Annotated in this window: 12 protein-coding genes; 9 read left to right on the forward strand and 3 right to left on the reverse strand. The window is 63.5% G+C overall.

What is annotated here, in order from left to right; all coding sequences use genetic code 11:
• Window positions 1-242 precede the first annotated feature (242 nt).
• From ACF8MI_RS03550 to ACF8MI_RS03570, 5 genes are all read left to right on the forward strand, one after another.
• Window positions 243-1,856 (forward strand): APC family permease, encoded by a 1,614-nt coding sequence (locus ACF8MI_RS03550; RefSeq protein WP_060498649.1) that lies wholly within the window; start codon window positions 243-245, stop codon window positions 1,854-1,856.
• Window positions 1,857-1,879: 23 nt separating this feature from the next.
• On the forward strand, window positions 1,880-2,806 hold the full coding sequence (locus tag ACF8MI_RS03555; protein ID WP_200929163.1) for a 4-hydroxyproline epimerase: 927 nt from the start codon (window positions 1,880-1,882) through the stop codon (window positions 2,804-2,806).
• A gap of 41 nt (window positions 2,807-2,847) precedes the next feature.
• A complete protein-coding gene (locus ACF8MI_RS03560; protein WP_060498647.1) occupies window positions 2,848-3,795 on the forward strand; it encodes a dihydrodipicolinate synthase family protein in 948 nt (315 codons plus the stop codon).
• Window positions 3,796-3,904: 109 nt separating this feature from the next.
• Window positions 3,905-5,482 carry an aldehyde dehydrogenase (NADP(+)) gene (locus tag ACF8MI_RS03565; protein WP_104833272.1) on the forward strand — a complete coding sequence of 526 codons (1,578 nt, stop codon included), beginning with the start codon at window positions 3,905-3,907 and terminating at the stop codon, window positions 5,480-5,482.
• A 2-nt stretch (window positions 5,483-5,484) separates the two neighbouring features.
• Window positions 5,485-6,732, forward strand: coding sequence for an FAD-binding oxidoreductase (locus ACF8MI_RS03570; RefSeq protein ID WP_104833273.1), 1,248 nt, complete (start codon window positions 5,485-5,487; stop codon window positions 6,730-6,732).
• A 121-nt stretch (window positions 6,733-6,853) separates the two neighbouring features.
• Here ACF8MI_RS03570 and xenA read toward each other — a convergent pair whose 3' ends face one another.
• Window positions 6,854-7,945, reverse strand: a complete 1,092-nt coding sequence (gene xenA, locus ACF8MI_RS03575) for a xenobiotic reductase XenA (RefSeq protein WP_060498644.1) — start codon at window positions 7,943-7,945, stop codon at window positions 6,854-6,856.
• An 85-nt stretch (window positions 7,946-8,030) separates the two neighbouring features.
• Between xenA and ACF8MI_RS03580 the strand changes: the two genes are divergently transcribed.
• Window positions 8,031-8,330, forward strand: coding sequence for a helix-turn-helix transcriptional regulator (locus ACF8MI_RS03580; protein WP_060498643.1), 300 nt, complete (start codon window positions 8,031-8,033; stop codon window positions 8,328-8,330).
• 57 nt (window positions 8,331-8,387) lie between these two features.
• Here ACF8MI_RS03580 and mqo read toward each other — a convergent pair whose 3' ends face one another.
• Complete coding sequence (gene mqo, locus ACF8MI_RS03585; protein ID WP_060498642.1) at window positions 8,388-10,025, reverse strand: malate dehydrogenase (quinone); 1,638 nt, start codon at window positions 10,023-10,025, stop codon at window positions 8,388-8,390.
• 332 nt (window positions 10,026-10,357) lie between these two features.
• On the opposite strand from mqo, the gene ACF8MI_RS03590 reads away from it, so the two are divergent.
• From ACF8MI_RS03590 to ACF8MI_RS03600, 3 genes are all read left to right on the forward strand, one after another.
• The gene (locus ACF8MI_RS03590) at window positions 10,358-10,888 is read left to right on the forward strand and encodes a sigma-70 family RNA polymerase sigma factor (protein WP_200929162.1); all 531 of its coding nucleotides are present in this window, start codon (window positions 10,358-10,360) and stop codon (window positions 10,886-10,888) included.
• A 4-nt stretch (window positions 10,889-10,892) separates the two neighbouring features.
• Window positions 10,893-11,858 carry a FecR domain-containing protein gene (locus ACF8MI_RS03595; RefSeq protein WP_060498640.1) on the forward strand — a complete coding sequence of 322 codons (966 nt, stop codon included), beginning with the start codon at window positions 10,893-10,895 and terminating at the stop codon, window positions 11,856-11,858.
• 120 nt (window positions 11,859-11,978) lie between these two features.
• On the forward strand, window positions 11,979-14,420 hold the full coding sequence (locus ACF8MI_RS03600; RefSeq protein WP_164524208.1) for a TonB-dependent siderophore receptor: 2,442 nt from the start codon (window positions 11,979-11,981) through the stop codon (window positions 14,418-14,420).
• A gap of 89 nt (window positions 14,421-14,509) precedes the next feature.
• Here the strand turns inward: ACF8MI_RS03600 and ACF8MI_RS03605 are convergent, their stop codons facing one another.
• Complete coding sequence (locus ACF8MI_RS03605; RefSeq protein WP_003254720.1) at window positions 14,510-14,701, reverse strand: YhfL family protein; 192 nt, start codon at window positions 14,699-14,701, stop codon at window positions 14,510-14,512.
• Window positions 14,702-14,765 lie beyond the last annotated feature (64 nt).

The following is a 14,765-nucleotide window of genomic DNA, read 5'->3' on the forward strand; positions in this document are numbered from 1 at the left end:
CTCTACAGCCCTTATTCGCTAAGGCCTACAGCCTATCCAGCACCCCACCCTCGCCGCCAGCATTTTTTGCAACTGTGCCGATTTCGTCATTCCCTCTGCAGAAAACCATCAAGAACCGCCGCCCTGACCGGTTCACTCTATGCCCCACGCAAGCCGCCCAAGTCCTACAAGCGCGCGGCCCACAAAGCCGCATCTCGTGACATCAGACCTGCCTATCCAATAACCAACAAAAAGGCGAACCCATGTCAGGCAAATTCAAGAAACAGTTATCACTGCTGGACCTCACCTTCATCGGCCTGGGGGCCATCTTTGGCTCCGGCTGGCTGTTCGCCGCCAGCCACGTCTCGGCCATCGCTGGCCCGGCCGGCATCCTGTCCTGGTTCCTCGGCGGGTTCGCCGTACTGCTGCTGGGCATCGTCTACTGCGAACTGGGCGCCGCCCTGCCCCGCGCCGGTGGCGTGGTGCGCTACCCGGTTTACTCGCACGGCCCGCTGCTGGGCTACCTGATGGGCTTCATCACCCTGATCGCCTTTTCCAGCCTGATCGCCATCGAAGTGGTCGCGTCACGCCAGTACGCCGCCGCCTGGTTTCCCGGGCTGACCCAAACCGGTTCAAGCGACCCGACCGTGCTTGGCTGGCTTGTGCAGTTCGCGCTGTTGGGGCTGTTCTTCTTCCTCAATTACCGCAGCGTGAAAACCTTCGCCAAGGCCAACAACCTGGTCAGCGTGTTCAAGTTCATCGTGCCACTGCTGGTGATTGGTGTGCTGTTCACCTTCTTCAAGCCAGAAAACTTCGAGGTCCACGGTTTTGCCCCGTTCGGCCTGTCCGGGGTGGAAATGGCCGTGTCGGCGGGCGGCATCATCTTCGCCTACCTGGGCCTGACACCGATCATTTCGGTGGCCAGCGAAGTGAAGAACCCGCAGCGCACCATCCCGATTGCGCTGATCCTTTCGGTGCTGCTGTCCACCGCCATCTACGCCCTGCTGCAACTGGCCTTCCTCGGCAGCGTACCGACCGAAATGCTCACCAACGGCTGGGCTGCGGTCACCAAGGAACTGGCCCTGCCCTACCGTGACATCGCCCTTGCCCTGGGGGTGGGCTGGCTGGCCTACCTGGTGGTGGCGGACGCGGTGATCTCGCCCAGCGGCTGCGGCAACATCTACATGAACGCCACCCCGCGCGTGATCTATGGCTGGGCGCAGACGGGCACCTTCTTCAAGTACTTCACCCGCATCGATGCAGAGTCCGGCATTCCGCGCCCGGCCCTGTGGCTGACGTTTGCCCTGTCGGTGTTCTGGACCCTGCCATTCCCATCGTGGGAAGCGCTGATCAACGTGGTTTCCGCTGCCCTGGTACTGAGCTACGCCGTGGCCCCGGTCACCGTCGCCGCCCTGCGCCGCAATGCGCCAGACATGCCACGCCCGTTCCGGGTCAAGGGCATGGGCGTGCTCGGGCCGCTGTCGTTCATCATCGCCGCGCTGATCGTGTACTGGTCCGGCTGGAATACCGTGTCGTGGCTACTGGCCCTGCAAATCGTGATGTTCGTGCTGTACCTGCTGTGCGGTCGCTTCGTGCCCACCCAGCACCTGTCACTGGCCCAGCAAGTGCGCTCGTCGGCATGGCTGATCGGCTTCTACGCAGTAACCATCCTGCTGTCGTGGCTGGGCAGCTTCGGCGGCCTGGGGGTCATCGGCCACCCGCTCGACACCGTAGCCGTGGCGGCTTGTGCCCTGGGCATCTACTACTGGGGAGCGGCCACTGGCGTGCCTGCACACCTGGTGCGCCTGGAAGGCGAGGACGAAAGCGAAACCACCGCTGACACCTATGCCGGCCGCCCTGCTGCCGTCGCCTCCTGATCTTTTACGCAAGGGACAAGCCCATGAAACAGATTCACGTCATCGACTCCCACACTGGCGGCGAACCGACCCGCCTGGTGATGAAGGGCTTCCCGCAACTGCATGGCCGCAGCATGGCCGAACAGCTCGACGAACTGCGCGAGCTGCACGACCACTGGCGCCGTGCCTGCCTGCTGGAGCCTCGCGGCAACGATGTGCTGGTGGGCGCGCTGTACTGCCCACCCGTGTCGGCCGACGCCACGTGCGGGGTGATCTTCTTCAACAATGCCGGCTACCTGAACATGTGCGGCCACGGCACCATCGGCCTGGTCGCCTCGTTGCAGCACCTGGGCCTGATCGCGCCCGGCGTGCACAAGATCGACACCCCGGTCGGCCAGGTCAGCGCCACTCTGCATGAAGATGGCGCCATCACCGTCGGCAATGTGCCCTCTTACCGCTACCGCCAGCAGGTGGCGGTGGATGTGCCCGGGCACGGCGTCGCGCACGGCGACATTGCCTGGGGCGGCAACTGGTTCTTCCTGGTTTCCGAACACGGCCAGCGCATCGAGCTGGACAACCGGGAAGCGCTCACCGAGTACACCTGGGCCATGCTCAAGGCCCTCGAAGCCCAGGGCATCACCGGTGAAAACGGCGCCCCCATCGACCACGTCGAGTTGTTCGCCAACGACGCCAACGCCGACAGCCGTAACTTCGTGATGTGCCCAGGCAAGGCCTACGACCGTTCACCTTGCGGTACCGGCACCAGCGCCAAGCTGGCCTGCCTGGCCGCCGACGGCAAGCTTGCCGAAGGCCAGACCTGGGTGCAGGCGAGCATCACCGGCAGCCAGTTCCACGGCCGCTACGAGCGCGACGGCGAACACATTCGCCCGTTCATCACCGGCCGCGCCTACATGACCGCCGACAGCACCCTGCTGATCGACGAACAAGACCCGTTCGCCTGGGGCATCTGACCCCGGCTTTTTCCGACTGAACATTGCGAGGAGTGACAACAATGACTGACAACATCTTCACCGGCACCATGCCCGCCTTGATGACCCCATGCACCGCCGACCGCAAGCCGGACTTCGACGCCCTGGTGCGCAAGGGCCGAGAGCTGATCGAGGCCGGCATGAGCGCCGTGGTGTACTGCGGCTCGATGGGTGACTGGCCGCTGCTGACCGAAGCCGAGCGCCAGGAAGGCGTCGCGCGCCTGGTGGCCGCCGGCATTCCGACCATCGTCGGCACGGGTGCGGTGAACACCCGCGAAGCGGTTTCCCACGCTGCCCATGCCGCCAAGGTCGGTGCCGCCGGCCTTATGGTCATCCCCCGCGTGCTTAGCCGTGGTGCCTCGCTGATCGCCCAGAAACACCACTTCTCGGCCATCCTGGCTGCTGCGCCGAAGCTGCCGGCAGTCATCTACAACAGCCCCTACTACGGTTTTGCCACCCGTGCCGATCTGTTCTTCGAACTGCGCAGCGAGTTCCCCAACCTGATCGGCTTCAAGGAGTTCGGCGGGGGTGCCGACCTTCGTTATGCCGCCGAGCACATCACCTCCAAGGATGAGGCTGTGACCTTGATGGTTGGCGTGGACACTCAGGTGGTGCACGGCTTCGTCAACTGCAACGCCACCGGTGCCATCACCGGCATCGGCAACGCCCTGCCGCGTGAAGTGCTGCATTTGGTGAGCCTGAGCAAGCAGGCGGCCAAGGGCGACGCCAAGGCCCGCCGCCTGGCGCGTGAACTGGAGGCGGCACTGGCGGTGCTGTCGTCATTCGATGAGGGTTGCGACCTGGTGCTGTACTACAAGCACCTGATGGTGCTGAACGGTGACAGCGAGTACAGCCTGCACTTCAACGAGACCGACGTGCTGACCGATGCCCAGCGCAACTATGCCGAGCAGCAGTACGCGCTGTTCCGTAGCTGGTATGCGAGTTGGTCGGCTGAGCAGAACGTCGCCTGACTTTAGTCCTGCGCGGACTCTTGTAGGACCGGTCCGGCGCCCCGGCAAGGCCGCTCCTACAGGGGCTGCGGTTTCCCTTGATACCCGTATTTGATTCCAAGGAGGCTACATGCCCCTCACAGGCAACCTGCTGATCGGCCAGACGCCGGTAACCGGCAGCCGCGAAGCCATCCGCGCCATCAACCCGGCTACCGGCCAAACGCTGGAACCGGCCTACCTCGGCGGCACCGGCGAACACGTGGCCCAGGCCTGTGCCCTGGCCTGGGCGGCATTCGACGCCTACCGCGAAACCTCGCTCGAACAACGGGCACAATTTCTCGAAACCATCGCCGCGCAGATCGAAGCCCTCGGCGATGCCCTGATCGACCGCGCCGTGGCCGAAACCGGCCTGCCCAAAGCACGCATCCAGGGCGAACGTGGCCGCACCTGCACCCAGTTGCGCACTTTCGCCCGGGTGGTGCGGGCTGGTGAATGGCTGGATGTGCGGGTCGACAATGCCCAGCCCGAACGCCAGCCCCTGCCCCGCGCCGACCTGCGTCAGCGCCAGGTGGCCCTGGGGCCGGTGGCCGTGTTCGGCGCCAGCAATTTTCCGCTGGCGTTCTCGGTGGCCGGTGGCGACACCGCGTCAGCATTGGCCGCTGGCTGCCCGGTGGTGGTCAAGGCCCACAGCGCCCACCCTGGCACCAGCGAACTGGTCGGCCAGGCCGTGGCGCAAGCGGTGAAGCTGTGCGGTTTGCCGGCCGGCGTGTTCTCGCTGCTGTACGGCTCTGGCCGAGAAGTGGGCATCGCCCTGGTCAGCGACCCGCGCATCAAGGCAGTGGGTTTTACCGGCTCGCGCAGCGGTGGTGTCGCACTGTGCCAGGCCGCTCAGGCACGCCCGGAGCCGATCCCGGTGTACGCCGAAATGAGCTCGATCAACCCGGTATTCCTCTTCGAGGCGGCTCTAGAGGCCCGCGCCGAAGCGCTGGCGCAAGGCTTCGTTGCGTCGTTGACCCAAGGTGCTGGCCAGTTCTGCACCAACCCCGGCCTGGTGATCGCCCGGCAAGGGCCCGCGTTGCAGCGCTTCATCGCTGCCGCCAGCGAGCACGTACAACAGGCCGCCGCGCAGACCATGCTCACCCCGGGCATCTTCAGTGCTTACCAGGCCGGTGTCGGTGCCCTGGCGGTAAACGCCAATGCCGAGGCGGCAGCCAGTGGTCAGGCCGGGCAAGGCCCCAACCAATGCCAGGCCCAGTTGTTCGTGACCCAGGCCGAAGCCTTCCTGGCAGACCCGGCGTTGCAGGCCGAAGTATTCGGCGCCGCGTCACTGGTAGTGGCGTGCAAGAGCGATAAGCAGGTACGCCAGGTGGCCGAGCATCTGGAAGGCCAACTGACCGCTACCTTGCAACTGGACGATGCCGACATCGCCAGCGCCCGCGCCCTGCTGCCAACCCTTGAACGCAAGGCCGGGCGCATTCTGGTCAATGGCTGGCCGACGGGCGTTGAGGTGTGCGATGCGATGGTCCACGGCGGACCGTTCCCGGCCACCTCCGATGCCCGCACCACCTCGGTGGGCACGGCGGCGATCCTGCGCTTCCTGCGCCCGGTGTGCTACCAGAACTTCCCCGAAGCCTTGCTGCCGTCGGCGTTGCAGCACGGCAACCCGCTGCAGCTGCGGCGCCTGCTTGACGGTAAACGGGAAGGCTGAGCATGCTCAAAACCCCTGAAACCGATATCGCGGTGGTTGGCGCCGGCATTGTCGGCGTCGCTTGCGCCCTGCAACTGGCCCGTCAGGGCCGCCGAGTGCTGCTGGTCGACCGTCAGGCGCCCGGCCAGGGCGCATCCTATGGCAATGCCGGGCACCTGGCGACCGAGCAGGTGTTCCCGATTGCCGACCTGTCCATCCTCAAGCGCCTGCCGCGCATGCTGCTGGACCCGATGGGCCCCCTGCGCCTGGACTGGAAGTACCTGCCCAAGGCCATGCCGTGGTTCACCCGACTGCTGCTCAACCTGCGCCCGGCGCCGTTCCAGCGCAGCGTGGCCGGCATCCGCACACTGAACGAAGGCAGCCTGAGTGCCTGGCAGCGCCTACTGGGCTCGATCGGGCGCAGCGAGCTGTTCCAGGAAGATGGCTCACTGCTGGTGTTCGAGAAGCCTGAATCACGCCAGGCGCTGGAGGCCTTGCGCGCACGCATGCAACAACAAGCGGTGCCGGTGGACTTCTGGTCGGCCGAGACCGTACGCGAAGCGGCACCTCAGTTGAATCCGTCATTGCTCGGCGGGCTGTTCTTTCCGAAGACCGGTCATTTCATCGATCCATACAGGGTGGTGTGCGAGCTGTTCGAAGCGGCCAAAGCCAGTGGCGTACGGTTTGCCCAGGCGCAGGTCGAGGGTGGCCGGTTGCACAGCGGCGGGGTCACCCTGGTCAGCGACCAGGGCACGTTCAATACCCGTCAGGTGCTGATCAGCTGTGGTGCGCACTCTGCGAAACTGACCGCCGCACTGACGGGCAAACGGGTGCCGCTGGACACGGAGCGCGGTTACCACCTGATGCTGCCGAGTGAGCACCAGCGCCTGCCGTTTGCGGTCACGTCGCTGGAACGCAAGTTCATCATGACGCCCATGGCCGACGGCTTGCGCCTGGCCGGCACGGTGGAATTCGCCGGGCTGGAGGCACCGCCGAGCATGCAACGCGCCTGGCAGTTGCACCATTTGAGCAAGGGGTTGTTCCGGCAAGACTTGAGTGCCGAAGGGGCTACGCCGTGGATGGGCTTCAGGCCTTCGCTGCCAGACTCGTTGCCGGTGATCGACAGGGTGTGTGACGGGCGGGTGCTGTTGGCGTTTGGGCATCAGCATTTGGGGCTGACCCAGGCAGCGGTGACGGCGGAGTGGGTGGGGCGGTTGGCTGAGCAGGCCAGTAGGCCTGAGAGGGAGGCCTACCGGTTGGATCGGTTTTAGCCTGTTCTGGCCCATTCGCCGGCAAGCCCGCTCCCACAGTATGGCGCAGGGTCTGAAACCTGTGGTGTCCTGTGGGAGCGGGCTTGCCCGCGAATAGGCCAGCAAGGCAGCCCGTCAAACCTCAGCGATAGCGCTCAAGCCAGTGCGCATACGGCGCCGGCAAGGTCCAGGAAGCTTTCTCCACCCCCAGCTCCTTGGCCGCAAAGTACGCCCAGTGCGGATCAGCCAAATGCGCACGCCCTACCGACACCAGGTCCAGCTGGTTGGCCTGCAACGCGGCCTCAGCCAGTTGCGGCGTACCAAAGCCCCACGCCGAGGTCACCGGCAGCTTCGCCTCACGGCGCACGCGTTCGGCAATCGGCCCCATGAATGCCGGTCCCCACGGAATGTTGGTCTCAGGGATGGTGAAACCGACGCTCACGCTCAGCAGGTCCAGGCCACCGGCCTTGAAGCGGCGCGCCAACTCGATCGACTCTTCCAGGGTCTGCTCATCGCGGCCATCGTACTCCAGCACACCAAAACGCGCGGTCAGCGGCAGGTTCTCCGGCCATACTTCACGCACTGCAGCCAGGGTTTCCAGCAGGAAACGGCTGCGGTTGTCGAAGCTGCCGCCGTAGGCATCGGTACGCTTGTTGGCATGCTCGGAGAAGAAGCTCTGGCCCAGATAGCCGTGGGCAAAGTGCAGTTCGATCCACTCAAAGCCGGCATCACGCGCACGGCGGGCGGCATCGACGAAGTCCTGCTTGACCCGGGCGATGTCGTCCAGGGTCATTGCGCGCGGCACGTTTGGCAGGTGCGCGCCAAAGGCAATGGCGGACGGGGCGATAGTCTCCCAGCCACGCGCGTCATCAGCACCCATGTGGTCGTCCCCCTCCCACGGGCGGTTGGCGCTGGCCTTGCGGCCGGCGTGCGCAATCTGGATGCCCGGCACCGAACCGGCCGCCTTGATGGCCTGCACCACCGGCACGAAAGCCTGGGCGTGGGCATCGCTCCAGATACCGGCACAACCGGGGGTAATGCGCCCTTCCGGTGCGACCGCCGTGGCTTCGACCACCAGCAGGCCGGCACCGCCACGGGCCATGCTGGCGTAATGCACCTGGTGCCAGTCGTTGATCAGGCCATCCTCGGCCATGTACTGGCACATGGGCGGAATGGCGATGCGGTTGCGCAGGGTGACGTCTTTTAGGGTATAGGGTTCGAACAGTGCGGACATGGGAAACTCCGGGTTTATCTGAATACTATTGTTCGATCATAATCGAACTATGGCAATTAATGAAACCCCCGTTATCATGTGAGCCATGCGAGCCTACAAACACCCCACCGCTGAAGACCTGATCCTCGAACGCCTGCTCTATGCGCTGAGCGACCCCGTGCGCCTGGAAATCGTCCGACACCTGGCCGGTGTCACCGAAGCCAGCTGCGGCGAGCTGGACGGCGGCCGGCCAAAGTCCAGCATGTCCCACCACTTCCGTGTGTTGCGCGATGCGGGGTTGGTGCATACCCGCAACGTGGGAACAACCCACATGAATTCGCTGCGTAGCGAAATGCTGGGTGAGCGGTTTCCCGGGTTGCTGGAGTGCATTCTTCGGCAACAGTGAAAGGCAAAAAAAAAGCCACGAGGTCTCCCCCGTGGCTTCTTTCACAACAATGGCCGATTACAGCGCCATGTCGTTCTCCGGCTTGCTCTCAACCGGCTTGCTCACATCGCCACCGAAGTCGACGCTGGCGTCAATCACCGGCGGTTTCTCCAGTTGCAGCACTTCAGCGGTGTAGTTCCACTCTTTCTGGGTGGCCGCCGCCGAATCGTTCAGCTTGGTGCCGTAGCTTGGCACGATTTCCTTGATCTTGGCCTGCCACTCAGGGGTAGCGACCTTCTCCTTGAACACGGTTTCCAGCACGTTCAGCATGATCGGTGCAGCCGTCGAGGCGCCTGGCGATGCCCCCAGCAGGCCAGCGATGGTGCGGTCTTCGGACGCTACCACTTCGGTACCCAGCTTCAGCACGCCGCCCTTCTCGGCATCACGCTTGATGATCTGCACACGCTGGCCGGCCTGCCACAGGCGCCAGTCTTCTTTCTTGGCGTTCGGGAAGTAGGTGCGCAGGGCTTCGAAGCGGTCGTCATCCGACAGCATCAGCTGGCCAGCAAGGTACTCGACCAGCGGGTACTGCTCGATACCCACCTTGGTCATTGGCCACACGTTGTGGGTGGTGGTGCTGCTCAGCAGGTCCAGGTACGAGCCGTTCTTCAGGAACTTGGTCGAGAAGGTGGCGAACGGGCCAAACAGGATCACGCGCTTGCCGTCCAGCACGCGTGTGTCCAGGTGTGGTACCGACATGGGTGGTGCGCCAGTCGAAGCGATGCCGTAGGCCTTGGCCATGTGCTGCATGGCCACGGTCGGGTTCTCGGTCACCAGGAACGAGCCGCCCACCGGGAAGCCTGCGTATTCCTTGGCTTCAGGAATGCCCGACTTCTGCAGCAGCTTCAGTGCGCCGCCGCCGGCACCGATGAACAGGAACTTGGCGTCGGTGGCCGATTCGGTACCGTCCTTCAGGTTCTTGTACTCGACGTGCCAGGAGCCGTCCTTGTTGCGGGTGATGTCCTGCACTTCGCTGGACAGCTTCAGGTCGAAGCCTTTCTGTGTTTGCAGGTGGCCAACGAACTGGCGGGTGATCTCGCCGAAGTTCACGTCGGTGCCGATCGGCGTCCAGGTCACGGCCAGCTTCTGGTTCGGGTCGCGCCCTTCCATCATCAACGGGACCCACTTGGCGATCTGCGCGTGGTCCTCGGAGTACTGCATCGGGCGGAACAGCGGGCTGGCCTGCAGCGCGTCGTAGCGTTTCTTCAGGAACTTGATGTTGTCATCGCCCCACACGAAGCTCATGTGCGGGGTGGTGTTGATGAACGAGTGTGGGTTCTTCAACACGCCCTGGCGTACCTGCCACGACCAGAACTGGCGGGAAATCTGGAAGGCTTCGTTGATTTCGATGGCCTTGGCGATGTTGACGTTGCCGTCTTTGTCTTCCGGGGTGTAGTTCAGCTCGGCCAGCGCGGAGTGGCCGGTACCGGCGTTGTTCCAGCCGTTGGAGCTTTCTTCGGCCACGCCGTCCAGGCGCTCGACCATTTCCATCGACCAGCTTGGCTCCAGCTCATGCAGCCACACGGCCAGGGTGGAGCTCATGATGCCGCCGCCGACCAGCAGCACGTCTACTTTCTTGGTTTCTGCGGCGTGCGCTTGCATGAAGCTTGCAGCGACAGCCAGACCCAGCAAGGTCTTGCCAGCTTTCTTGAACATTGATCAATTCCAGTCAGGAGAACAGAGGGCGGGCCTGTGGCTGGCCCAGGTAAAGCGTGTTCTTCAGCGCAGGCTTGTTGTTGATCATTGTTCAGCAGCCAGAGAACCAGAAAACGACTCGGCCTTTTGTCGAATTGACCGACAACGCTGAATCGTTTTTTTGATTGTATATGAAATGCCAGCACAAACAAATTGCCGGTCCTCGCGTCAAGGTGACGGGTTGTCCCAGGGGATAACAGCAAGCATTACGACGATTGCAGTATTTTTCTGGCCCCCCTACTATCGCGATCACTTCTCATTTACACCAGTATGCGCTCGCGCCGGATGCCGCCGTGGTTTCGATCCCAGAGTTGAACACCTCGCTCCATACCCTGTACCACAGCCATTCACGCTGGTTGCTGGGTTTTCTATACCGTCGGCTGGGCAGCCGTTGCGATGCTGCCGACCTGGTGCAGGACACGTTCGTGCGCATCCTCAACCGCCCGAGGCAGTTCGACGGTGAACGCGGTGAGCGCTCGTACCTGGCCACCATCGCTCGCGGCCTGTGTGTGGACCACTGGCGGCGGCAGAAGCTGGAACAGGCCTGGTTGCAGCAGTTGGTCTTGCAGCCCGAGGCATTGCAGCCCTCCCCCGAACAGCGCGCAATCATTGTCGAAACCCTGCACGAGGTGGACGCGATGTTGCTGCGTTTGCCCAGCAAGGTGCGCCAGGCATTCCTGCTGGCGCAGATCGATGGCCTGGCCTATCGCGATATTGCTGCGCATATCGGCGTGAGCGAACGCATGATCAAGAAGTACCTGGCCCAGGCGTTTCTGCATTGCGCCATTCTTGAAGCCGAACTCGACGGGTTGCTGGTGGAGTGACGCCATGACCCCATCCGCACAAAAGCTCAGCCATGCCAGCCTGCAACAAGCCGCGCGGTGGTATGTGCAGTTGCAGGACGACAACGTCAGCCCTCACCTGCGCGCACAGTGGCAGCATTGGCTGGGCCAGCACAGTGACCATCAGGCGGCCTGGCACTATGTGCAACGTGTCGGTCAGCGCTTTACCCCCTTGCAGGGCGAAGGCGCGGCGGCGGGCCGGGCACTGCGTGAGCACGACGCACACCGCTTCAGCCGGCGCACCGGGCTCAAGTCGCTGCTGGTGCTGGGCGCCAGCTCGTTACTGGGCTGGCGGGCCTGGCACGGTGCCCCCTTATCGGGCTGGGGCGCCGACATGGCCACGGGCATTGGGGAAATCCGCGAGACGCGCCTGGCCGATGGCAGCCAGCTGTGGCTGGGCGCACAGAGTGCCGTGGACATGGAGTTCTCCACCTTCAGCCGGGTGCTGAAACTGCGTTTTGGCGAACTGTTGGTGGAAACCGCCCACGACCCGCGTCGCCCCTTCTTCGTCGACACCGCGCAAGGGCGCATGCAGGCGCTGGGAACCCGCTTTGCGGTGTGCCAGCAAGGCGAGAACACCAGGCTGGATGTGTACGCCGGCGCCGTGGAGGTGAGCACCGCGCTCAGCGGAGAGCGCTGCATCGTCCAGGCCGGCCAGCAGGTGGACTTCAGTGCCGAAGGCATCGGCAGTACCCGCCCGGCACAAAGCGCAGGCGAGTCGTGGATTCACCACCGCCTGAATGCCGAAGACATGCCCTTGGCGCACTTGCTGCAAACGCTCGGGCGCTATCGCCATGGGCATCTGGGCTGGCACCCGGAGGTGGCGAATTTGTCAGTGATGGGGGCGTTTCCGCTCAACGATACCGATCGGGCGCTGGAATTACTGCAAGCGGCACTGCCAGTGCGGGTGCAGCGGCTGACGCCGTGGTGGGTCACAGTCGAGCCTGCCTGACCCGCTACACACCCTCCTGTGGGAGTAAAAATATCTGCCAAGCCAGTTCCCTTTTTCCAATCTCGTTCGGTTAACCCGGCATAGCCCTTCCAACTCACCTTACCGACTCCAGAGACCCGCATGCCGACGCCCTTCCACCCCGCGCTTCGCCTGGCGCTTGCCGCCCCGCTTTCACTGTGTGCCGCCACACCGCTGATGCTGTCAGCAAGCCTGGCCCACGCCGAACAGGCGGCCAGCGCCGAAACCAGCTTCAACATCGCCCCCGGCTCGCTCACCCGCGCACTCAACCAGTTCAGCAGCCAGGCCGGCATCTACCTGGCCGGCAGTAACGAACTGGCCGCCGGCAAGACCAGCCCTGGGCTGCAAGGCCGCTACAGCGTCGCCCAAGGCCTGGCCCGGCTGCTGCAAGGCAGCGGCCTGCAAGCCGTGCCGCAAGGTAGCGCCGGCTACGTGCTGCAACCCCTTGCCGATGGCACGGCACTGCAACTGGACGCCACCTCGATCAACGCCGCAGCCCTGCTCGCCAGCAACGGCCAGGGTGATAGCGGCTACCGCGCGGTATCCAGCGCCACCGCCAGCAAGACCAGCAGCGCCCTGGCTGACACCCCGCGCTCGGTTTCGGTAGTCACCCGCCAACGCATGGACGACCAGCAATCGCAAACCCTCACCGAGGTGCTGGGCTACGTCCCAGGCATTTTCTCCCCGCCCTTTGCTGGCGGTGATGGCCAGGCGGGTGACCTGTTCTTCATCCGTGGTTTCAATGCCACTGACTATGGCTACGGCCTGTTGCGCGATGGCCTGCGAGTGCAGGGCAACCGCTACGACACCAGCAGTGAACCTTACGGCCTGGAGCGGGTAGAAGTATTCCGTGGCCCGACGTCGATCCTGTATGGCGAAAACGCCCCCGGCGGCGTGGTCAACCTGGTCAGCAAGCGGCCTACTGCCGAAGCGCGCGGCGAAGTGCAACTGAGCTACGGCTCGCATAACCGCCGCCAGTTGGGCGTGGATGTGTCCGGCCCGCTCACCGATGAGGGCAATGTGCTTGGCCGGCTGGTGATGATGGGCCGCAATTCCGATACCCAGGTTGACCATCAACCTGATGATCGCCTGTACCTTGCGCCGTCCCTGACCCTGAACTTCGACGATTTCAACAGCCTGACGGTGCTGGCCACCTACCAGCGCGACCGCACCTTGATGGAGCTTGGTTACCCGGCCGCCGGTACCCTGCTGCACAACCCCAACGGCAAGATCGACAAGGACCAGTTGTCCGGCAACCCGGACTGGGACAACTTCGAACGCGAAACCTGGAGCCTAGGCTACGCGTTCAGCCACCGTTTCAACGACACCTGGCAGTTCCGCCAGAACTCGCGCTACATGCAATCGCGCATCGACCGCCAGGAAATGTGGCCAGGCAGCCTGAATAACGGCGGCTTCGGTACCACCCTGAGCAACACGGCCTACGACCGCTACAACAAGTCCATCGCCTACTCGCTGGACAACCAGTTCGAAGGCCACTTCACCCAAGGTGCGTTCGACCACACCTTCCTGGTGGGGGCAAGCCTGGACCGCACCTCATTCAACCAGGACTGGGACGCGGGCAACGGTGGCACCATCAACGTGTTCGACCCGGTGTGGAACGGCAAGCCGAGCACACCCCTGCATGTGCAGAACGCCCTGCTTGAACAGACCATGTACGGCCTTTACAGCCAGATGCAAACCAAGGTGGACAACTGGGTATTGCTGCTGGGCGGGCGCCTGGACCGGGTAAACAGCCAGTTCCGCAACAAGGCCGGCACCCTGAACGCACAAGCCGACATGGACAGCTGGGACAGCAAGTTCACCTGGCAGACCGGCGTGATGTACCCGTTCGAAAACGGCCTGTCGCCGTACTTCAGCTACTCCACCGCCTTTGCCCCGACCCAGCAGACAGAAAGCAAGAGCGGCCCGCTGGACCCGACCACCAGCGAGCAGTACGAAGTGGGTATCAAGTACGAGCCCAAAGGCTGGAACACCGCCTTCACAGCGTCGGTGTACGACCTGCGCAAGAAGGACGACGTGTTGTTCGATTCCACCGTGGGTGACTACCGCCAGATCGGCGCCAGCCGAGCCAAGGGCGTGGAGCTGGAGCTGAACAGCGACCTGAGCGAAAACCTCAACCTCACGGCCGCCTACACCTACACCGATTCGCGCATCACCAAGGACGTGGCCGGCTCACTGTACGAAGACCACCAGATGACCGGTGTACCCCGTAACCAGGCGTCGGTGTGGAGCACGTACCGCTTCCGGGACGGCCTGCTCAAAGGCCTGCAGATCGGCGGCGGCGTGCGCCACTTCGACAGCACCTTCGCATACACCCCGGCGAGCCTGTACGGCAAGCTGGATACCGGCGACGTGACGCTGGTGGATGCCAAGGTCGGCTATGACATCGACGAGAACTGGTCGGTCGAGGTCAATGCCCGCAACCTGTTCGACAAAGAGTATGTGGCAGGCTGCAACAACGCCGGCCGTTGTTACTGGGGTGAAGAGCGAACCCTGCTGGGAACAGTGTCGCTGCGCTGGTAAGTGGCCCATCAACAAAAAACCCCCGGCCATGTACATGACCGGGGGCCTTGGATCACGCCGCAAGCGTCGCGATCAGGGTACCGCCAAGATTACTGCTGCTGAGGCAGTTTATCGATCGGGCCGCAGCCACCGATGATCTTGGAGATGGAAACCGAAGGGTGGAACAGGTAGTCGTAGGTGCAGTTTTTCGGCTGGTTGTAAACCTGGCCAGTGCAACCCGACAGCAGGGCAACACCCGAAACTACAGCAACGGCTACGGTGGCCTTGAACAGCTTTTTCATTACTAAGTCCTTTAAATGAATCATCTTCGACCATCGTCTGATGGCGGCGGGATGATACAGAAAA

Origin of the sequence: Pseudomonas sp. yb_9 (assembly GCF_043103635.1) — a bacterium.
GTDB lineage: Bacteria > Pseudomonadota > Gammaproteobacteria > Pseudomonadales > Pseudomonadaceae > Aquipseudomonas > Aquipseudomonas monteilii.